We start from the raw sequence: 18,566 nt of genomic DNA on the forward strand, positions 1-18,566 counted from the left end.
ACCACAATGGGTCGCATCAGCACGAGGAGAGAACACCATGGCCAAGTACCTGTTGCTCAAGCACTACCGCGGTGCTCCGGCTTCGGTCAACGACGTGCCGATGGAGCAGTGGACGCCGGAGGAGGTCTCGGCCCACGTGCGGTACATGAACGACTTCGCGGCCCGGCTCGAACGGACCGGTGAGTTCGTCGACAGCCAGGCGCTCGCCCCCGAGGGCACGTGGGTCCGGTACGACGGTGAGGGCCGCCCACCGGTCACCGACGGCCCGTTCGCGGAGACCAAGGACCTCATCGCAGGCTGGATGGTGATCGACGTCGACAGCTACGAGCGCGCCGTCGAGCTGGCCGGGGAGTTGTCGGCCGCCCCCGGGGCGGGCGGCAAGCCGGTCCACGAATGGTTGGAGGTGCGCCCGTTCCTGACCACGTCCCCCACGGTGACCGAGTGACCCCCTCGCTGCCGCGGGAGCTCGTGCCCGCGGTGATCGGCATCCTCGTCCGGCGCGGAGCGGACTTCGCGTCGGCCGAGGACGCCGTGCAGGAGGCCCTGGTCCGGGCACTGGAAACCTGGCCGGACGATCCCCCGCGGGACCCGAAGGCCTGGCTGGTCACGGTCGCGTGGCGCAAGTTCCTCGACACCGCCCGTGCCGAGGCGTCGCGGCGGGGGCGGGAACTCGCCGTGGAGGCCGAGCCTCCCGCCGGCGCGGCGCCCGCGGTGGACGAGGAACTCCAGCTCTACTTCCTGTGCGCCCACCCGTCGCTGACACCCGCGTCGGCGGTCGCGCTCACGCTGCGTGCCGTCGGCGGGCTGACCACCCGACAGATCGCCCAGGCCTACCTGGTGCCCGAGGCCACCATGGCGCAGCGCATCAGCCGCGCCAAGCGCACCGTCTCCGGTGTTCGGTTCGACCAGCCCGGAGACGTGGCCACCGTGCTGCGCGTGCTCTACCTGGTATTCAACGAGGGCTACTCCGGCGACGTCGACCTCGCAGTCGAGGCCATCCGGCTCACCCGGCAGCTCGCGGCCGCGATCGACCACCCCGAGGTGGCGGGGCTGCTCGCCCTCATGCTGCTCCACCACGCCCGGCGCGCCGCCCGGACCGCACCCGACGGCAGCCTGGTGCCGCTCGCCGAGCAGGACCGCAGCCTGTGGGACACCGGGTCGATCGCCGAGGGCGTCGAGATCCTGCAGGCGGCGCTGGCCCGCGACCGGCTGGGCGAGTTCCAGGCCCAGGCCGCCATCGCGGCACTCCACGCCGACGCGCCCACCGCCGGAGAGACCGACTGGGTGCAGATCGTCGAGTGGTACGACGAACTCACGCGCCTGACCGACAGCCCGGTGGTCCGGCTCAACCGCGCGGTGGCCGTCGGCGAGGCCGACGGGCCACACGCCGGTCTGGCGGCGCTCGCGGAACTCGACCCTTCGCTGCCGCGCTACGTGGCGGCCGCCGCGTACCTCCACGAGCGCGCGGGCGACGTGGTGACGGCGGCACGGCTGTACGCCGAGGCGGCCCACAAGGCACCCAACCTCGCCGAGCGTGACCACCTGACGCGCCAGGCCGCCCGGCTCAACTCCCGACTGCGTCGCTGACCCGCGGTTCTCGGTTTTCCACGACCCCGCGCCGGCTCGCCGGTCGCTGTGCTCGGAGGCCGACACGGCCAGGAGGTGGGTGACTCTGCCAGGTGTTCTTCGGGACGAATTCGAGCCGGAAAATTCTCGGGGCGAGGTGTCGAACTCGGCCCTGCCCGTTCGACGTGGTGATGACAGGACAGCCGACATGCCGAGGAGCAACCGATGCGCACCCTGATCGCTACTTCGTTCGTCTCGCTGGACGGCGTCGTCGAGGCGCCGGGCGGAGAAGCCGGCTACCGCAACGCCGGCTGGACCGTCGACACCGTCGAGTTCGACCCGGCCGCGTACGAGATCAAGGCCCGCGAGCAGGAGGAGTCCACGGCGATGCTGCTGGGTCGGGTCAGCTACCAGGCTTTCGCGCCGGTGTGGCCGGGCATGACCGAGGAGTTCGCCGCCTACAACGCGATGCCGAAGTACGTCGTGTCGACCACGCTGCGGGAACAGGACCTGGTGTCCGACTGGGGCGAGATCAGCATCCTCCGCTCACTGGACGACGTCGCCGCGCTCAAGGAGACCGAGGGCGGGCCGATCATCGTTCACGGAAGCGCCACCCTGAACCGCCACCTCTCCGACGCCGGCTTGATCGACCGTTACCACCTGTTGGTCTTCCCGGTCCTGCTCGGCGCGGGAAAGCGGCTTTTCAGCGACACCGACAAGGACAAGCAGCGGCTCGAACTCGTCGAGAGCGAGTCCTACGGCAACGGAGTCCAGAAGCTGGTCTACGACGTGGTCCGTTGACCGGAGCCGCCGGGGCGGTCCGTTGCGACCGACCCCGGCACCGGGCGTTCGTGGTGCGCGTCAGCTCACCGCCTGGCGGACGAGGGCCGCGATGCGCTCCTCGACCTCGGCCGTCACCTCGGTCAGGGCGAAGGAGGTGGACCACATCGCGCCGTCGTCGAGCCTCGCCGCGTCGTTGAAGCCGAGAGTCGCGTAGCGCGCCTTGAACTTCGCCGCGCTCTGGAAGAAGCAGACGACCTTGCCGTCCAGGGTGTAGGCCGGCATCCCGTACCAGAGCTTCGGCGCGAGCGTGGGGGCGTTGGCCTTGACGATGGCGTGTACGCGTTCGGCGATAACCCGGTCGGAGTCGGCCATCTCGGCGATCTTCGCGAGCACGTCCCGTTCCGCTTCCGCCGCCTTGTCCGCGCGGGACCTACGGCGGGCTTCCTTCTTCTTCTCCTCGGCGTGTTCCTTCATCGCGGCCCGTTCCTCGGCCGTGAATCCCTCGTACGCGCTGGTTTCGGTGCGGCTCATCGTCGGTCCCCTTCGGTGATCGTGGCTTGCGCGGTCCTGGCCGGGTTCTCCGTGCTGGTCGGTGCGGTGTCGGCGGGTGGCGTCGTGGTGTCGGTGGCGTCGGGCCGACGCCGGGCGGACGAGTCGACGTAGCCCTCAGCGTTGTCCCGGGCGAGTGCGGCGAGCATGCCGGACAGGTGGTGGCACATCAGGGTGTGTCCGTGGAGGCGACGGTGTCGGAAGAGGTCATGGCAGGAACGCTAGGCGCGCCTGCGCAGGCGGTGCTTCTCGATTCCTGACCGGTTGCCTCCGGGAGTCACACGGGCTCGGCGGTCCGGCTCGGCCGCCCCGTGTACAGGCGGTGCAGGACGAGTTCCAGCGGGCCACGGGTGAAGCGTCGCAGCCACAGTGAGGCCAGGGTCATGAACAGTGCGCTCACCGCGGCCCAGGCCCCGATCACCCACCACGGCCTGGCGTCCGAGAGTGCCGTCGCGAGCCCGAACCCCCAGCCGTAGCAGAGCACGCTGCACACGAGGTTCTGGAACACGTAGCACGACATGGCCGCGCGGCCCGTCGCGACGAGTCCGCGCCGGAGCACGCCACCACCGCGGGATCGCCGAGCGATCTCCACGACGGCGGCGAGAAGCCCGAAGGCGACGATCGGCGGGAGGAGGTAGCGGTCGACGAAGAACCACTCCGGGCCCGCGAAGGCGGTCACCAGGTTCAGCGGAAGACCCACGCCGACTCCCGCCACCAGCATGCGACGCCGGACGCGAGCACCCCGCTCGGAGTCCTCGAACGTGCCCGCGCGCAGCACTTCGATCCCGGCGAGGAACAACATCGTGGACAACGGGATGATGATGACCAGTTCGCTGCGGAAGTACGCGGCCTCCTCGATGCGGGCGACGACCTGTTCGGCCCAGCTCGCCGAGCCGTACAGGTGCCTGCCGGTGTCGGTGTCCTCGGCGCTGAGCGAGAGCTGACCGGCATGCGCGGCCAACGTCAGCAGCCCGACCAGCGCCACGTGCACCACGCCCGCCAGTGCCAGCCAGCCGCGTCGCATCCGGTCACTGCGGGACACCAGGAACGCCACGTGCACCGACACGAGCGCGTAACCCGTGAGCACGTCGAACTCGAAGATCAGCAGGTAGTGGACCAGGCCCTCGAACAACAGCAGTGTCGCCCGCAGCAGGTACCGGCCGGGCCAGCGCCGCCCCCTGCGCAGCGCTGAGCGGTACTGCAGTTCGAGACCCACACCGAACAGGATGGACAGTAGTGCGAGGAACTTCCCGTTCGACAGTGTCAGTAGAAGGGTTCCGACGACGCCGGAGTCCTCCCCTGCGTCCGTGGACACCCAGCCGAACGCTCCCCGCGGGTCCGTGAAGATCCAGATGTTGGTGCCGAGGGTGCCGAGGATCGCTACGCCACGTGCGAGGTCGAGCGCGTCGATGCGTTGTCCACCGGGTGTCGCGGTGTTGTGTCGTCCGTCGTTCACAGTGCGGTCAGGCTAGGGAGCTCGCCGTCCGCGCGGCTCCACTCGCGGGTGGAGATCCGGGTGGAGATCGTCAGTCGTCCACGAGACCGGCGTGGTAGGCGTAGCGCACGGCGTCGGCGCGGTTCCGCGCGCCGATCTTGGCGAACGCGTTGTTGATGTGGGTCTTCACGGTGGTCTGGGCGATGTGGAGTCTGCGAGCGATGTCGCGGTTGGACAGACCGGCGCCGATGAGTGCGAGCACTTCCCGTTCCCTCGCCGTCAGAGCCTCCGGACTCACGTCGGGCCGGGGCCGCTGTGTCAGGGCTGCCACCAGTCGATGTGACACGTCGGCGGTGAAGGTGGCCTGCCCGGCGACCACGGCCCTCAGGGCGGCGTGGATCTCGACACGGCCCGCGTCCTTCGTCAGGTATCCGCGCGCTCCCGCGGTGAGTGCCGCGCGGATGGAGTCGTCGTCGGAGTAGGTGGTCAGCACGAGCACAGCCACCCCGGGATGCCTGGAGCGCACCTCCCTGGTCGTGGCGACCCCGTCGAGAACCGGCATGCGCAGATCCATGAGGACCACGTCGCATGCCTTGCGCCCGAGCACGTCGAGCACTCCTCGTCCGTCGGCGGCCTGTCCGACCACGGTGACGTCGTCCATGAGCTCCAGCAACGCGACCAACCCCTCGCGCACGAGCTGCTGGTCGTCGGCGACGACGACGCGGATGCTCATCCGGGTTCGACCTCCAGCGCGGGTTCGTCGGCGAGCCGGGCGGGGACGACGGCGGTGACCGACCAACCGTCGCCGTCGGGACCTGCCGTCAACGTTCCGCCGCAGAGGGCGAGCCGTTCGGCCATGCCGGTGAGGCCGAAACCGGTCCCGGTGCCGCGCGTGGGCGTGTTCCCCGCCGGGTTGCGCACCACCACCCGGACGGCCGTGTCGGTGTGGTCGAGGGTGACCGTGATCGGTGTTCCCCGCGCGTGCTTCGCGGCGTTGGTCAGGGCTTCGCGAACGGCGCCGAGCAGGGCCACCGTCGCGGCGGACGGTACCGGTCGCGGTGGTCCGGACCGGCGCAGGGTCGCGGGCACGCCGTGGTCACGACCGAAGCCGTCGACGAGCTCGGCGATCGCGTCGGGGAGGGCGGGCACGTCACGGCGCAACGCCGACACCGCCTCCCGTGCCTCGGTGAGCCCGTCGGTGGCGAGTTTGCGACACCGGCGTACCCGATCCAGCGCCGACGCCGGGTCCCTGCCCGCCTCCAACTCCGCCTCGGCGACCTCCAACTGGACGCGCAGGGCACCCAGGGAGTGGGCGAGGACGTCGTGGATCTCCCGTGCGATGCGCGTACGTTCGTCCAGCGCCGCCGCGCGGGCGTGTTCGCTGCGCGCCAGGCGGGTCTGTTCCAGAAGCAGTGCCGTCTGGTGGGCGCGAAGCTGGTACTGCCTGCGGTTGATCCCGATCAACAGCATCACCACCACGACGAGCGCCGTGGACACGAGCGTGCCGACGTCTGCGCCCACGAGCAGCCCCGACACCGTGGCGATGGCGAGGTTGGTCCCGCCCACCGCCACTATCGTGCGCGTCGCGGGTGCCGGGTGGGAGGCGTAGACCCCGAGGGCCATCGCCGACACCACGAACACGGCCAGCTCACCCGTCACCAGCGCCACCGACGCGAGCAGTGAGCCCACTGCCAGGGAACTCGCCGCCGTGCGGGGTAGACGCGGAGACAGCACGACGAACGCCAGCCAGCACGCGAACGCGCCGACGAGCGCCGCCCCCACCCAGAAAGGTGGCCCGGCCAGCAGGATCTCCGCCAGCGCCCACCCGAACAGCAGCAGCGTCAGCCCCTCCGCGACCCACCACGACCGCCCGTGGTGGTCCATGAAGTTCGACGGCGCCACCACTTCAGTGCTCCCTCGCCGGGGTCCGCCCACGTTCGGCCGTGCCGGTCACGCTCCCGCCGTCACCTTGCTCGCCGGCGTCGTCCCTCGCCTCGGACAGGTAGGTGTGCAGCAGCGCGGACGCTTCGAGCAGCGCCGTGGCCCTGCGGTTCACCTCGTCGGTGCGGGTGGCCACAGCCGCGAGCAACGCCTCCGTACTTCCGGTCTGCCGCAGCGCGTCGAGCACGGGACCGATCCGGGGCAACGGGTACCGCACCTGGCGCAGCATGTGGATCATCTGCGCTTCACGCACGTCGGTGGGGGAGAACACCCGGTACCGCGTGCCCTTCTCGCGGCGGGGCTTCAGGAGACCCTCGGTCTCCCACACGCGCAGAGCGGAGGTGCGTACGCCGAGGTGACGCGCCACGTCACCGATACGCAGGTCGGTGTGCGGGGGAGGTGCGGCGTCCTGCCGCGCGACAGCCTCCAGCGCCTCGGCCATCTCCTTCAGCGAGCGGCGTGTCTCGTGCAGGTCGGCGTGGACGGCGTCCAGCAACGCCAGCACGAGGTTCCGGTCACCGGCGTTGGCCGCGGCCATGAGCTCCTGCGCGGCCTGTGGGCCGGCACCCACCACGAGCGCGCGGTAGGTCAGCAGCGCGTCCCTGTGGCGCTGGGAGAACACCCGGTAGCCCGTCGGGGTGCGTGGGGCCGGAGGCAGGATGCCCGCGTCGGCGTAGTTGCGGATCTGCTGTGTCGAGACACCGGCGGCGCGGGCGAGGTCCACCGGCCGCAGCGCTCGCTGTCCCACCATCCCGTTCCCCCTCGCCCCGTCCGCAAGCCGAGCACCGGAGAAAGTATCAACAGAAGTTCAATGCCGGACCTGAAGGCGCGGGGACGCCGGGAGGCGGGGCGGTCGTTCCGCCGCGTGAACGGTGTCCGTATTCGTCGGCCGATGGGCGCGAAAGCCGGCTAAAGCACGTTGATCAATACGGTCAGCAGTATCGAGAGCAGCAACGAAAGCGCGATCATCCACAGGCATCCGAGGCGTCCACCGAGCACTCTGACCTCGGTGTTTCCGAAGCGCATGGCCCCGGTGTTGCCGAGCCCGTCCTTCGGGAAACATTTCCGCGCGAACTGCCGCCTTCCTGTTTGAAGCCTCCGTCCGGTGCTATGGACCACGGTGAAGGAAAGAGACCGACGCGGAGAAACGAAGGTGCAGGCCATGCGTACTCGGCGAACGGTGGCCGCGGCCGCGGCCGCGCTGCTCGTTCCACTGGCCGGAGGGGCGTTCGCCCATGCCGACACCGGGCGGGAGGGCACTCTCGCCCAGCAGCAGCAACAGCAGGAGGAGGTCGACACCGACAGCGACTGGGAGTGGATCGGCATTTTCGGTCTGCTCGGCCTGCTCGGCCTCGTCCCCCGCAGGCGCACCACGGAGCGCACCGCCCACGAGCCGGGCCGGGGAGCTCGCCCCTAGGCACGTGAGAACGATCTGACACCCAGCGGCCACGGTTGCGCCGTTCACGTCTGGTTCACTGTGCGAGTTATGCGCACAAGCCTTGTCGTGATCGGTTCGGCCGTGGCCGCGTTCGTGGTCGGTTGCGCCCAGCCGCAGTCGGAGAGTCAGCCGGAAGCCGAGGAGCGATCCCCGAGCACAGCAACAGCGTCCTCGTCGGTGGTGTTGCCGCCGGAGCCCGAGCCGGAGAACGAGGGGGAGTGTCCCTACCTCGACACCGAGTTCGTGGCCCAGACCAACGGCCAGCGGGTCGGCAGTGTCAGGACGTCGGTGGACGAGCCGCACCCGACGTGTTTCTTCTACCGCCCCGACGGTGATGTCCAGCTCACCGTGCGGGTGTACGTGGGGGAGGAGGACGTGGCGAGGGCGTTGGTCGACGCCGCCGCCCCCGTGGCGACGTCGAACCCCACCTCGCAACCCACCGGCTGGGAGGGGGGCTACGAATCACGTGACGACGGCGCGGTCTACGCCGTCTCGAAAGGGGGAAACGCCGTCATCGTGACCACCAATCAGCAACAGAGCGTGAAGGCGCGCACGGTGGTGACCGAGGCCATCACCAGGCTCGGGATCTGAGAGTGACGGCAGGACACCGCTGCGTGCAGCCCAATTTGATCTTGTATTAGGGTTACGCGCACGCGCAGGCACACCAAGAAAGGCAAGTCCCTACCGGGTTACCGGCTACACGGGAGCGTGCCGAAGCCGCGATGCGGCCCTGCGACCGAATCGTGGAATCAGACTGTGAAGGATGAGATCCGTGGCTGACACCCTCAAGGAAATCCTGCTCGACCCCAGCCGTCGCCCGACCGTGGTGACCGACCTCCAGACCCTGATCGACGAGGAGGTCGCGGCCAAGGGCGGTTTCTCGGGCACCGCCATCAAGACCGGCTACGCGGCCGTCAAGAAGATCAAGCCGGGCATCATCGGCGCTGCGGTGGAGAGCCTGCTGGACGAGTTCGTCGCCGCCCTCGAGCCGATCTACGCCGACTTCAAGGCGAGCGGCGCGAGCGACTTCGGTTCGTACCTGCCCACCCGGCCGGACGCCGCCGACGCGCTGTTGTCGGTGACCGACGCCCGCGCTGAGAAGAGCGACCGCGACAGCATCAAGAAGGTCTACAGCAAGCTGCGCCCGAAGGGTAAGGAGAACGTCGAGGAGGCTCTGCCGCGCCTCGGCAAGCTGATCGACAAGCACGCCGCCTGATCGGCCACGGCGTAACGACTCGACCCCCGGGGCAGCGCGAGCTGTCTTCGGGGGTCGAATCGTGTGGCCGGCCGCACGGCGCGTCAGCTCTTGGTCGGCTTGCCCGTCTGCGTGGCCTTCGTCTTGCTCGAAGTCGGCTTCTGCTCGGACGCCGACTCCTGGGTCGGGACCTTCGCGGACTCGGAGGCCGCGGGCGTGCTGGGCGGGGTGGGGCTGTCGGTGCTGCGCGGTGGCACCGGTGCGATGGCCGGTTCCTCCCGCTGTGACCGCATCGCGTAGGTGGCGGCACCGGCCAGAGCCGCCAGCCCCAGCAGCCAGGGCCACCTGCGCGTCTTGCGCTTGCCCACTCCGTGCTTGGACACGGCCTTCGCCTCCGAGATGGCGGCCTTGAACTCCTTCTTCGCCGCGCGGAAGTCGCGTTTGGCCTTGCGGCGCGAATGACCCGCCGCCTTCGCGGCCTTGATGGCTGCCTTCCTGGCCTTGCGGCCCGGTGCGCGCAGCTCCTCCCGCCGCACCTCGGCGATGGCGCGGGCGTCCTTCGCGCTGCGCATGGCTTCCTTCCGGGTCTGTGCGGCTCTGCGAGCAAGCTCCTTGCGGGCGACCTCGGTGCTTTCGCTCAACCGCTGTTCCGCGACCTGCGCGGCCTGCGCCGCCACGTCGGCGCTCGCCCTCCCGATCTCGAGGGCGCGTTCCCGGAACGTGCGCGCGCCGGTGCTGGCTTCGCCTAATGCCTGGGTGGTTCGACCCTTCTGTCCCATCGGCCTCACCTCGTCATTCGTTGGTCCGTGTGGCTCGTGCGCCTGCAGCTCATCCTGCCCCTTTCCCGCCGATCGCGCCGTGGATGGCACGATGAATCGCGTGACTGACAGCAACGCAACCCCCAGTGGCGGGAAGATCAAGGCCACTCTGCACACCAACCGAGGCGACATCCACCTGGTACTTTTCCCGGACCACGCGCCGAAGACGGTCGCGAACTTCACCGGTCTGGCCGAAGGCACGAAGGAGTACACCCAGCCGAACGCCAGGGGTGAGAAGTCCGGTCCGTTCTACGACGGCAGCATCTTCCACCGGGTGATCGACGGCTTCATGATCCAGGGCGGGGACCCCACGGGCACCGGCCGTGGCGGCCCGGGCTACAAGTTCGGCGACGAGTTCCACCCCGAGCTCCAGTTCAACCGGCCGTATCTGCTGGCCATGGCGAACGCGGGCCCGGCCACGAACGGATCGCAGTTCTTCATCACCGTGGCTCCCACGCCGCACCTGAACTTCAAGCACACGATCTTCGGTGAGGTGGCCGACCAGGAGTCGCGCGACGTCGTCGACGCCATCGCCCGCACCGCCACCGGCCCGGCCGACAAGCCGCTGGAGGACGTCGTCATCGAGCGCGTCACCGTCGAACGCGGCTGAAAGGTGCCCGGCACCAGGTAGGTTGGTGGTGGGCCACGCGCTCCTCGGCCGTGTGCGCGTGGTGACCGACCATGTCGTGGACGGACGCCGACCGTGAGCGCAGGAGTGTCGACAGCACTGTGACCGAGCCCCCCACCCCCCCGCCGTACGGTCAGCCACCGCAGCAGGCGGCTCTGCCGGGCTGCTGGTGGCATCCGGCAAGGCAGACCGGCCTGCGCTGTGTGCGCTGTGACCGGCCCGCGTGTCCCGACTGTCTGCGTGAGGCGTCGGTCGGGTACCAGTGCATCGACTGCGTGACCTCGGCGCAGCAACACCATCGCGCCCGGTCGGCGGCCTACCGCAGGGCCGGTCTCGGTTCACGCACCGTGGCGGGGGCGAGGGTTCCACAACGGGTCGTGGTCGTTCCGCTGTTGATCGCGGTCAACGTGATCGTCTATGCGCTCACGGTCTTCCAGGCACGCGACGTGATGAGCAACCACAACTCGCCCGTCTTCAACGACGGAGTGCTGTGGCCGGAGGTCGTCGTCCTGTTCGACGAGTGGTGGCGGCTGCTCACCTCCGGCTTCCTGCACTACGGCCTCCTTCACCTGGCCATGAACATGCTGGCCCTGTGGGTGCTCGGCCGGGACCTGGAGATGTTGCTCGGCCGGGTCCGGTTCCTGGCCGTCTACTTCCTGTCGATGTTCGCGGGCGGGGCGGCCGTGTTCGTGTTCGGTGATCCCGCGACCGGGACGGCGGGCGCCTCGGGCGCGATCTACGGGCTGATGGGGGCGATCCTCGTCGCGGTGCTGCGCCTGCGGCTGAATCCCACGACGGCGATCGGGATCATCGTGCTGAACGTGATCATCAGCGTGTCGATCCCGAACATCTCGCTGCTCGGGCACCTCGGCGGCCTGGTCGCCGGTGCCGTGGCGATGGTGGCGATGGTGTACGCGCCGGAGAAGAACCGGGCCGCCTACCAGGCGGGAGCTCTGGCGATCGTGGCGGTGGCGCTCGTCGGGCTCGTCGTCTACCGCGACGCCCAGCTCGCCGACCAGGTGTGTGGGGCCTACCCGGCGTTGTGCGGGGCCTGACGCAGCCGCAGGAGCTCGTCGTACACGTCCCGCGGATCGGTGCCGAGTTCCACCCACCCGAGTACGGTGAGCCGGTCGTCGGCGTCGAATTCGACGGTCTCGGCGTCCCGGCCGTACCGCTTGGTCGTGGCGAGGCGCACGGTGACCTCGGACCACGGGAGCGATCGGGTGCCGCCGAGGGTGCGCAGGCGCACGCCGTGGCTGTCTGCGGCGAGACGGGGACGCACCACGGTCCCGTGCAGTGACAGGGCTGCGAACGCGGCCGTCACCACGCCGAGCAGTAGTGTGCCCGGTCGGTCGCCGGAGAGGGCGGTCCAGGCGAGCGCGCCGGCCGCCGCCACTGTGAGAGCCCAGCCGACACCGACGAGTCCGGGCTTCGGAGCCCAGCCTCGTACCGAGTTATCCACAGAGTTATCCACAGTGGGGATGAATTACATCTCTGTGTTTCGCCTGGTCAACGCCACCGCATGGTCATCAGCAGGCCGGTGATCATGAGGGCGAAGCCGATCGCGAAGTTCCAGGCGTCGAGCTCGGCCATGAAGTCGATCTTGTGGCCCGCGAGGTAGTTGACGACGAGCCACGCGAGGCCGAGCAGCATCAACCCGAACATCACGACCTTGTAGACCGGATGCGAAGGGCCCGCCGCGCGGACCTTGACCGGTGTGCGGCGATTCGTCGGCGGCGTGTACGCCGTCTTCTTGCGAACCTTGGACTTGGGCATCGGAGTCCTCGCGTGCTGTGGGGCAAAATGATCGGCAGTGCGCAACTGCCACTTTCTCAACACGTTAACGTAATCGGGCAGGCGTCAGAACCGGGGAGCGAGCGCCGGTCAGCAGATTGTGATGACCTTGCGCACTCGCGCGAGAGGAGCCCGCTTGTCGAGGTACGAGGACCCGGAGACCCGTGAGATCGCCGCGCCCTCCCGAGGCCGGTTGCCCCGAGTTCCCCCCGACGACACCTCACCCGAGGGAACGCGCCGTGGTCAGCTGCACCCGCCGCGTCGCTCTCACCCGCAGGAGCGGGTCCAGGGGAGGCTGCCGCGACCTGGGGCGGAGCCGGGACGCGGCAGACCGCAGCGTCCCGCGGGACCACCACGGCCGGAGCGGATTCCGCAGGCTCCTCGCCCGGCCGAGCGCACGCAGATGGTGGAACCGCTGGCCGACGCCCCGACCCGGCCGGTGATGCCACCGGTCGCCCGGCGGCAGGCCCGGCCCGAGCCGGTACCGCCTTCCGAACCCGACGAGGCGCCGCCCGAGTCGGACGCACCGGAAGACCCGCCGGAGGAGCCTCCCGCCCCGAAGGCCCGGCCCGGCAGGGGTGGGGGTGGAAGGGCCCGCGCGGCCGTGCGGACCTTCGGGGAAATCCTCATCACGCTCGGCATCGTGGTGCTGCTGTTCGTGGTGTACGAGCTGTGGGTCACCAACCTCATGTCCCAGGAACTCCAGCGCGACGCCAGCGCCGATCTCGACCAGCGCTGGTCGCAGCAGCGCGAGATGCACACCGACCCCATGGACGGTGAGGCGTTCGCGCGCATGTACATCCCGTCGTTCGGCGTCGACTGGAACTTCACGATCCAGCAGGGTGTGGACGCCGCGACCCTGGAGATTGGGCCGGGTCACTACAAGAAGACGGCCATGCCGGGTGAGCCCGGAAACTTCGCCGTCGCGGGGCACCGCGTGGGCAAGGGAGCGCCGTTCAACGACCTGGACCTGCTCGGCTCGTGCGACGCGGTGGTGATCGAGACCGTCGACACCTTCTTCGTCTACCGGGTGCTGCCCATGAGTGACGAGGTGCAGGGCTGGGCGCAGGGCAAGGGCGGGGACCCGCGGTGTGAGGGAGTGCGGCCACTGACCGAGCTCGACCCCGCCTACGGCGAGACGGTGGGCCGCCGCATCGTGTTGCCGACGCGCGGTGACGCGGTCGCGCCCGTGCCGTACCAGGCCGACTCCACGCTGCCGGAGGAGCAGCAGGTCGAGCTGCTGACCCTCACCACCTGCCATCCGCGGTTCTCCGACCGCGAGCGCATGATCATCCACGGGGTGCTGACGCACGTGTACGAGAAGGAAGCGGGCGCGACCTACGACCAACTGCTGAAGGAGATCGGGGAGGTCTGATGTACGGCTGGATCTGGCGGCACCTGCCGGGCCCGCTGGTGGTGCGGATCGGCCTGGCCGCGGCCCTCGTCCTGGGCGTCGTGGCGCTGCTGATGTTCGTCGTGTTCCCGTGGGCGGAGCCCCTGCTGCCGTTCAACGACGTCGCTGTCGAAGGCTGACCCCGCCCGGCGTGTCCGCAGGCTAGCGACGCGTGTCCGCGGTTTCCGTACGCCGTTCGATCAACGCGTCGATGCCGTCGAGCAGCAGGTCGAGGCCGAACCTGAAGTCGGTGTCCTGGTCGTACCACTCGGCACTGCCCGCGACGAAGGCCTGGCTGTCGACCGCGCGTGCCAGCGCCGGGTACGACTCCTCGTCCACGAGTTCGGCCAGCAACTCCCCGTAGATCGTCGAGCTGGCGGGCAACTGGCTGTCGGCGTTGCCCGCCGGGGCCAGTGCGGTGATCAGTGACGCCTGGTTCAGCGCGTAACCGCTCAGCGTCGTGGCGATGCCGACCTTCTCGCCCTCGCTGAGCGGCGTGTCGGCCAACGCGAGAAGCAGGCGGTCGAGCCAGCGCAGCCCACGTGGGCCCATCGGTGGCCCGGTGTGCGCGATGGCCAGTGCCCAGGGCCGGGCGACGAGGAGTTCGACGTTGGCCTTCGTCCACACGTACAGGTATTCCCGGCACGGCAGGTCGTCGAGGGCCGGAGGCTCCTCCGACACCGCGTCGAGCATGGCGAGCAGCAGTTCGTCCTTGCTGCCGACGTAGCGGTAGAGCGACATCGGGGCCACCCCGAGTCGGGAGGCGACGCTGTTCATCGACACCGCTCCGAGGCCGTCGGCATCGGCGATCTCCACGGCGGCCGCGATGATCCGGGCCAGGTCGAGGCTGGGTTTCGGTCCCCGGCGGGAGGCGGCCTCGCGCCCCCACATCCGGGCGACGACCGGGGGGAGGTCCGGCCGAGCGTGTTCGTCCGCCATGCGTCTCCTTCGCCTGTCCGTTCGTTTCTCACCCTATGTGCCGTGTCGGAGCCTTCTTGACCAGGCTCCCGAAATCTGCGTATGGTTTACATCGTAGGACATACACTGTAATTGATACGCAATTTGGAGGGGGCATGTCACCACCGGCGATCGAGGCCCGGGGCATTCGCAGGAGCTTCCAGGGCCGTCCGGTACTGAACGGGCTGGACCTCACGGTGCCCACCGGCACCCTGCTGGCCCTGCTCGGACCCAACGGATCAGGCAAAACGACCACCGTCCGCATCCTCACCACGCTGCTGAACCCGGACAGCGGTACAGCCCGCGTCGGTGGTCACGACGTGCGCACGGAGCCCGCCGCTGTCCGCCGTGCCATCGGCCTCACCGCGCAACAGGCCAGCGTGGACGAACTCCTCACCGGGCGGGAGAACCTGGAGTTGTTCGCCGGTCTGAACCACCTCGGCCGGAAGGCGTCCCGCCGCCGGGCGTCCGAACTGCTCGAACAGTTCCGGCTCACCGACGCCGCCGACCGCAGGGCGGGGGACTACTCCGGCGGTATGCGACGCCGCCTCGACCTGGCCGTGAGCATGGTCGCCGCACCCCGGATCCTGTTCCTCGACGAGCCCACCACCGGGCTCGACCCGCGCAGCAGGGCGGACCTGTGGGACGTAGTCCGGGATCTCGTGCGAGCCGGAACGACGATCCTGCTGACCACGCAGTACCTGGACGAGGCCGATCAACTCGCCGACCGGGTGGCCATCATCGGCGACGGCCGCGTCGTGGAGGAGGACACCCCGAGCGGCCTCAAGCGTCGGGTCGGCACGGAACGGCTCCACGTGACCATGGCTCGACCGGAACACTCACTCGCGGCCGTGACGCTCCAGCCCGGTGCCCACCTCGATCCCGAGACCGGCGAGGTGGTGGTCGCACTGCGCGACCCGGACCACCTGCGGCAGGTGCTCGACGACTTCCATCGGGCGGGTTTTCCGGTGGCGTCCGTGTCACTCGCGGCTCCCACCCTCGACGACGTGTTCTTCCAGCTGACGGACAAGGAGCCGGTGGCATGACGGTCCAGACCAACACCGCCCACGGGAGCCGGGTCGACGAGTTGGTGCTGCTCACCCAGCGTGCGTTGCGCCGGGAGTTCCGGCAGGTCGACGGCCTGATCGTCGGCGTGGCGTTGCCGATCGTGCTCATGTGCGCCATGGTCGGCGTCTTCGGCCGCGCCATCGACACCGGGACGGCGTTGACGTACGTCGACTACGTGACGCCCGCTGTCATGCTGCTGTGTGCGGGCTACGGGGCCGCCACCACCGGCGTCGGCATGACCGAGGATCGCAGGCTGGGGCTCACGCAGCGCTTCAGGACGTTGCCGATCGCGGGATGGGGACTGCCGGCCAGCCAGGTGGTGGCCTCCGTGTTGCGTAACGTCTGCGCCACCGGACTCGCGGTCGTCGCGGCGCTGGTGCTGGGCTTCCGGCCCTCTGCCGACCTCGTGGACTGGTTGCTCGTCCTCGCCGTCGTCGTCGGCTACGTCGTCACCGTCGCGTGGTGGTCGGTGGTGTGGGGCCTGCTGGTGAAGAGTGTGCAGGCCGCGGGGGCGTTCTCGTTCGTCGTGCTGTTCCTGCCGTACGTTTCGAGCGCCTTCGTGCCCGTCGAGTCGTTGCCGGGATTCCTGCAGGGGTTCGCCGAGTACCAGCCGACCACACCGCTCGTGGAGTTGTTGCGTGGCCTTCTGCTGGGGCTGCCGGTGGCCGACGGCACGGCGTGGGCCGTGGTGGCATGGCTGGTCGGCGGGAGTGTGGTGGCCGTTCCGTTGGCCGCCGTGTTGTTCCGCCGGCGCGGTCTGGGCTGAAACCGCACGACGTAGGCTGATTCCATGCAGCACATGCGCGTACTCGTCGTCGACAACTACGACAGCTTCGTCTACAACCTGGTGCAGTACCTCGCCCAGCTCGGCGCGGAGTGCACGGTGTGGCGCAACGACGTCGTGGACGTCGACGACGTGGCGAAGTTCGACGGTGTGCTGGTGTCGCCCGGGCCGGGGACGCCGGAGAAGGCCGGCCGCAGCGTCGAAGTGGTGCGGCGTTGCGCGGCCGAGTCGGTGCCGATGCTCGGCGTCTGCCTCGGTCACCAGGCCATCGGTGTCGCGTGGGGAGCGACGGTCGACCGTGCGCCCGAGCTGCTGCACGGCAAGACCAGCGAGGTGGAACACCACGGCGCGGGTGTGCTCGCGGGGCTGCCGAGCCCTTTCACCGCGACCCGCTACCACTCGCTCACGGTGCTTCCCGAGACCATCCCGGACGATTTCGAGATCACCGGGCGGACCGCGTCGGGTGTGGTGATGGGCATGCGGCACCGGGAACTGCCCATCGAGGGGGTGCAGTTCCATCCTGAGTCCGTACTCACCCAGGGCGGGCACCGGATGCTGGCCAACTGGATGGCCTCGGCAGGACATCCCGTCCGCGAACAACTGGTCGACGAACTGGAGCAGGCCACGCGCGCGGTGCAGCGAGCGGCTATGGCGTAGACCACAGCACGTGGTGTCGCGGCGTAGTATCTCCGTGTGCGCAGACTCGTCGCCGTGTCGAAGCGTTACCTGCGCGGTTCGGCCGTGCTCGACCGTGTGGACCTCGATCTCCCTCCCGGTGAGGTCGTGGGAGTCCTGGGAGCGAACGGCAGCGGCAAGTCGACTCTGCTCCGGATCGCCGCCGGGATGGTGCGTCCGTCGTCGGGGCGGGTCAGTGGCCGGGTCGTGGTCGGTTACCTGCCCGACCGGTTCCCCGCCGATCTCCGGCTGTCCGCCCTCGGTTATCTGGAGCACATGGGCCGTATCGGCGGGTTGAGTACCCGGGTGGCCCGTCGGCGTGCCGGCGAGCTGATGGAACGGCTGGCCCTGGTGGGCGGACCCAGGACCCCGCTGCGTGAGCTGTCGAAGGGCAACGCCCAGAAGGTCGGGCTCGCCCAGGCCCTGTTGACCGAGCCGGACCTGCTCGTCCTCGACGAGCCCTTCTCCGGCCTCGACGGTCCCGCACACGGGCTCGTGACAGAGGTGGTCACGGAGACTCGCCGGCGCGGTGCCGCGGTCCTGGTCACCGAGCATCGCCCCGACCGGGTCACGGGGCTCGCAACGCGGGTGTTCCGGCTCGCCGACGGGCGCCTGAACCCGGTGGACGTGGAGTCGGGCCGCCGCGGCACCGGGTCCGCGCACATCGTTCTGACCGGCAGTTCGGTGGACGAATGGAGGGACGGCGACATCGTGCTGTCGGTCGCGACGGAGGGTGTGGAGCCGAGGAACCGCCTGACGTTGACCGTCTCCGACGCCCACTGCGACACCGTGCTGCTGCGGGCACTGCGTCGCGGAGCTTCCGTACAGCGGGTGGAACGGCGGACCTCCGGATGATCGCGGTCACGCGCTACCACCTGGCCCTGCTGTTCGCCTCGCAGCGCTACCTTCCGCCCCTTCTTGCCTTCCTCGCCCTGCTCGCCGTGCTCTACACCAGTGCGAACGCGCCCGTGGCGCCGGAGTTCGCCGTGAGCGCCGGAGGGCTCGTCGTCGTGTCGTGTTGGCTGACCGTGGCGGTCGTGGACATCGAGGATCCGGTACACCGCCTGGTCACGCTCGCCCACGCGCGCGGCTCGGTGGCGGTGGTCGCAGGTGTGGTCACGGGAGTGCTCGTCGTGTGCGCCGGATGCACCGCGCTCTCGATGGGGTGGGCCGGGCTACTGCACGGCGGGATCGCCGGAGACGAGCTACTGCTCGGCGCCGGAGCCCACCTGGCGGCCACGTGCACGGGTGTCGCCGCAGGCCTGCCCTGTTCCCGATTCGTGCTGCCGAGGATCGGTTACACGGTCATCGCCGCGCTGGTGGTCATCGGCATCGTGTTCTTCGTCCGGTGGATCCCGCTGGTGAACCCCATGTTGCGCGCGCTGGGAACCTCCAGTGACGCAGGCCATACCGTGTTCGTCGCGGTCGTCACGTCGGCCGTCGCGCTCCTGGTGAGCGCGGCGTCCACGGCCTTCGTCTCCCGGCGCTGAAGTCCGCACGCGTGCAGGACACGAAAAGGCCACCTTCTCGCGGTGACTACCG

At 69.6% G+C, this 18,566-nt stretch carries 25 protein-coding genes; 15 read left to right on the forward strand and 10 right to left on the reverse strand.

Going from position 1 to position 18,566, the window contains the following annotated elements; all coding sequences use genetic code 11:
- Nucleotides 1–37: 37 nt before the first annotated feature.
- The 3 genes from SACCYDRAFT_RS00170 to SACCYDRAFT_RS00180 all read left to right on the forward strand — a co-directional run bounded on the left by SACCYDRAFT_RS00170 (nt 38) and on the right by SACCYDRAFT_RS00180 (nt 2,367).
- Nucleotides 38–445 carry a YciI family protein gene (locus SACCYDRAFT_RS00170; RefSeq protein ID WP_005452460.1) on the forward strand — a complete coding sequence of 136 codons (408 nt, stop codon included), beginning with the start codon at nt 38–40 and terminating at the stop codon, nt 443–445.
- Nucleotides 394–1,587 (forward strand): RNA polymerase sigma factor, encoded by a 1,194-nt coding sequence (locus SACCYDRAFT_RS00175; protein ID WP_052309064.1) that lies wholly within the window; start codon nt 394–396, stop codon nt 1,585–1,587. The genes SACCYDRAFT_RS00170 and SACCYDRAFT_RS00175 overlap by 52 nt, the downstream gene beginning before the upstream one ends.
- Before the next feature lie 204 nt (nt 1,588–1,791).
- Nucleotides 1,792–2,367, forward strand: a complete 576-nt coding sequence (locus SACCYDRAFT_RS00180; protein ID WP_005452464.1) for a dihydrofolate reductase family protein — start codon at nt 1,792–1,794, stop codon at nt 2,365–2,367.
- Nucleotides 2,368–2,427: 60 nt separating this feature from the next.
- On the opposite strand, the gene SACCYDRAFT_RS00185 is transcribed toward SACCYDRAFT_RS00180, so the two are convergent.
- The 6 genes from SACCYDRAFT_RS00185 to SACCYDRAFT_RS00210 all read right to left on the reverse strand — a co-directional run bounded on the left by SACCYDRAFT_RS00185 (nt 2,428) and on the right by SACCYDRAFT_RS00210 (nt 7,025).
- Nucleotides 2,428–2,880 carry an iron chaperone gene (locus SACCYDRAFT_RS00185; RefSeq protein ID WP_005452466.1) on the reverse strand — a complete coding sequence of 151 codons (453 nt, stop codon included), beginning with the start codon at nt 2,878–2,880 and terminating at the stop codon, nt 2,428–2,430.
- Entirely contained in the window at nt 2,877–3,068 is a 192-nt protein-coding gene (locus SACCYDRAFT_RS00190; RefSeq protein ID WP_005452469.1) for a hypothetical protein, read from the reverse strand. Before SACCYDRAFT_RS00190 ends, SACCYDRAFT_RS00185 begins: the two co-directional genes overlap by 4 nt.
- 107 nt (nt 3,069–3,175) lie before the next feature.
- The gene (locus SACCYDRAFT_RS00195; RefSeq protein WP_005452470.1) at nt 3,176–4,354 is read right to left on the reverse strand and encodes a DUF418 domain-containing protein; all 1,179 of its coding nucleotides are present in this window, start codon (nt 4,352–4,354) and stop codon (nt 3,176–3,178) included.
- A gap of 70 nt (nt 4,355–4,424) precedes the next feature.
- Nucleotides 4,425–5,066, reverse strand: a complete 642-nt coding sequence (locus SACCYDRAFT_RS00200) for a response regulator transcription factor (protein WP_005452471.1) — start codon at nt 5,064–5,066, stop codon at nt 4,425–4,427.
- Nucleotides 5,063–6,238, reverse strand: coding sequence for a sensor histidine kinase (locus SACCYDRAFT_RS00205; protein ID WP_232283744.1), 1,176 nt, complete (start codon nt 6,236–6,238; stop codon nt 5,063–5,065). Before SACCYDRAFT_RS00205 ends, SACCYDRAFT_RS00200 begins: the two co-directional genes overlap by 4 nt.
- Before the next feature lies 1 nt (nt 6,239).
- Nucleotides 6,240–7,025, reverse strand: coding sequence for a MerR family transcriptional regulator (locus tag SACCYDRAFT_RS00210; protein WP_005452473.1), 786 nt, complete (start codon nt 7,023–7,025; stop codon nt 6,240–6,242).
- 411 nt (nt 7,026–7,436) lie between these two features.
- Between SACCYDRAFT_RS00210 and SACCYDRAFT_RS00215 the strand changes: the two genes are divergently transcribed.
- The 3 genes from SACCYDRAFT_RS00215 to SACCYDRAFT_RS00225 all read left to right on the forward strand — a co-directional run bounded on the left by SACCYDRAFT_RS00215 (nt 7,437) and on the right by SACCYDRAFT_RS00225 (nt 8,928).
- The gene (locus tag SACCYDRAFT_RS00215) at nt 7,437–7,691 is read left to right on the forward strand and encodes a WGxxGxxG family protein (RefSeq protein ID WP_005452474.1); all 255 of its coding nucleotides are present in this window, start codon (nt 7,437–7,439) and stop codon (nt 7,689–7,691) included.
- 69 nt (nt 7,692–7,760) lie between these two features.
- Nucleotides 7,761–8,303, forward strand: coding sequence for a DUF2020 domain-containing protein (locus tag SACCYDRAFT_RS00220; RefSeq protein WP_005452475.1), 543 nt, complete (start codon nt 7,761–7,763; stop codon nt 8,301–8,303).
- A 181-nt stretch (nt 8,304–8,484) separates the two neighbouring features.
- Nucleotides 8,485–8,928, forward strand: coding sequence for a DUF6918 family protein (locus SACCYDRAFT_RS00225; protein ID WP_005452477.1), 444 nt, complete (start codon nt 8,485–8,487; stop codon nt 8,926–8,928).
- An 83-nt stretch (nt 8,929–9,011) separates the two neighbouring features.
- Here the strand turns inward: SACCYDRAFT_RS00225 and SACCYDRAFT_RS00230 are convergent, their stop codons facing one another.
- Entirely contained in the window at nt 9,012–9,686 is a 675-nt protein-coding gene (locus SACCYDRAFT_RS00230; RefSeq protein WP_005452478.1) for a hypothetical protein, read from the reverse strand.
- 91 nt (nt 9,687–9,777) lie between these two features.
- Between SACCYDRAFT_RS00230 and SACCYDRAFT_RS00235 the strand changes: the two genes are divergently transcribed.
- Both SACCYDRAFT_RS00235 and SACCYDRAFT_RS00240 read left to right on the forward strand, forming a co-directional pair.
- On the forward strand, nt 9,778–10,335 hold the full coding sequence (locus SACCYDRAFT_RS00235; RefSeq protein WP_005452479.1) for a peptidylprolyl isomerase: 558 nt from the start codon (nt 9,778–9,780) through the stop codon (nt 10,333–10,335).
- Nucleotides 10,336–10,406: 71 nt separating this feature from the next.
- Nucleotides 10,407–11,408, forward strand: a complete 1,002-nt coding sequence (locus SACCYDRAFT_RS00240) for a rhomboid family intramembrane serine protease (RefSeq protein WP_005452481.1) — start codon at nt 10,407–10,409, stop codon at nt 11,406–11,408.
- Here SACCYDRAFT_RS00240 and SACCYDRAFT_RS00245 read toward each other — a convergent pair.
- Nucleotides 11,384–11,815, reverse strand: coding sequence for a PH domain-containing protein (locus SACCYDRAFT_RS00245; protein ID WP_005452483.1), 432 nt, complete (start codon nt 11,813–11,815; stop codon nt 11,384–11,386). The two genes, SACCYDRAFT_RS00240 and SACCYDRAFT_RS00245, sit on opposite strands and share 25 nt — an antisense overlap.
- A 47-nt stretch (nt 11,816–11,862) precedes the next feature.
- A complete protein-coding gene (gene crgA, locus SACCYDRAFT_RS00250) occupies nt 11,863–12,129 on the reverse strand; it encodes a cell division protein CrgA (RefSeq protein ID WP_005452485.1) in 267 nt (88 codons plus the stop codon).
- Between the two features lie 421 nt (nt 12,130–12,550).
- Here crgA and SACCYDRAFT_RS00255 point away from each other — a divergent pair, with 421 nt between their 5' ends.
- Entirely contained in the window at nt 12,551–13,522 is a 972-nt protein-coding gene (locus tag SACCYDRAFT_RS00255) for a class E sortase (protein WP_005452487.1), read from the forward strand.
- The gene (locus SACCYDRAFT_RS26545) at nt 13,522–13,680 is read left to right on the forward strand and encodes a hypothetical protein (protein ID WP_005452489.1); all 159 of its coding nucleotides are present in this window, start codon (nt 13,522–13,524) and stop codon (nt 13,678–13,680) included. The genes SACCYDRAFT_RS00255 and SACCYDRAFT_RS26545 overlap by 1 nt, the downstream gene beginning before the upstream one ends.
- A 22-nt stretch (nt 13,681–13,702) precedes the next feature.
- On the opposite strand, the gene SACCYDRAFT_RS00260 is transcribed toward SACCYDRAFT_RS26545, so the two are convergent.
- On the reverse strand, nt 13,703–14,479 hold the full coding sequence (locus SACCYDRAFT_RS00260; RefSeq protein ID WP_005452490.1) for a TetR/AcrR family transcriptional regulator: 777 nt from the start codon (nt 14,477–14,479) through the stop codon (nt 13,703–13,705).
- Nucleotides 14,480–14,613: 134 nt separating this feature from the next.
- On the opposite strand from SACCYDRAFT_RS00260, the gene SACCYDRAFT_RS00265 reads away from it, so the two are divergent.
- Genes SACCYDRAFT_RS00265 through SACCYDRAFT_RS00285 form a run of 5 tightly spaced genes read left to right on the forward strand, consistent with a single transcriptional unit; the run spans nt 14,614 to nt 18,514 of the window.
- On the forward strand, nt 14,614–15,543 hold the full coding sequence (locus SACCYDRAFT_RS00265; RefSeq protein ID WP_005452496.1) for a daunorubicin resistance protein DrrA family ABC transporter ATP-binding protein: 930 nt from the start codon (nt 14,614–14,616) through the stop codon (nt 15,541–15,543).
- A complete protein-coding gene (locus SACCYDRAFT_RS00270; RefSeq protein WP_005452498.1) occupies nt 15,540–16,331 on the forward strand; it encodes an ABC transporter permease in 792 nt (263 codons plus the stop codon). The genes SACCYDRAFT_RS00265 and SACCYDRAFT_RS00270 overlap by 4 nt, the downstream gene beginning before the upstream one ends.
- Nucleotides 16,332–16,364: 33 nt before the next feature.
- Complete coding sequence (locus SACCYDRAFT_RS00275) at nt 16,365–17,006, forward strand: aminodeoxychorismate/anthranilate synthase component II (RefSeq protein ID WP_043536943.1); 642 nt, start codon at nt 16,365–16,367, stop codon at nt 17,004–17,006.
- Between the two features lie 36 nt (nt 17,007–17,042).
- Nucleotides 17,043–17,879 carry an ATP-binding cassette domain-containing protein gene (locus SACCYDRAFT_RS00280; RefSeq protein ID WP_005452501.1) on the forward strand — a complete coding sequence of 279 codons (837 nt, stop codon included), beginning with the start codon at nt 17,043–17,045 and terminating at the stop codon, nt 17,877–17,879.
- Nucleotides 17,876–18,514: a hypothetical protein gene (locus SACCYDRAFT_RS00285; protein WP_005452503.1), complete on the forward strand. Its 639-nt coding sequence runs from the start codon at nt 17,876–17,878 to the stop codon at nt 18,512–18,514. The genes SACCYDRAFT_RS00280 and SACCYDRAFT_RS00285 overlap by 4 nt, the downstream gene beginning before the upstream one ends.
- Nucleotides 18,515–18,566: the final 52 nt, after the last annotated feature.

This window comes from Saccharomonospora cyanea NA-134, assembly GCF_000244975.1.
Taxonomy (GTDB): Bacteria; Actinomycetota; Actinomycetes; order Mycobacteriales; family Pseudonocardiaceae; genus Saccharomonospora; species Saccharomonospora cyanea.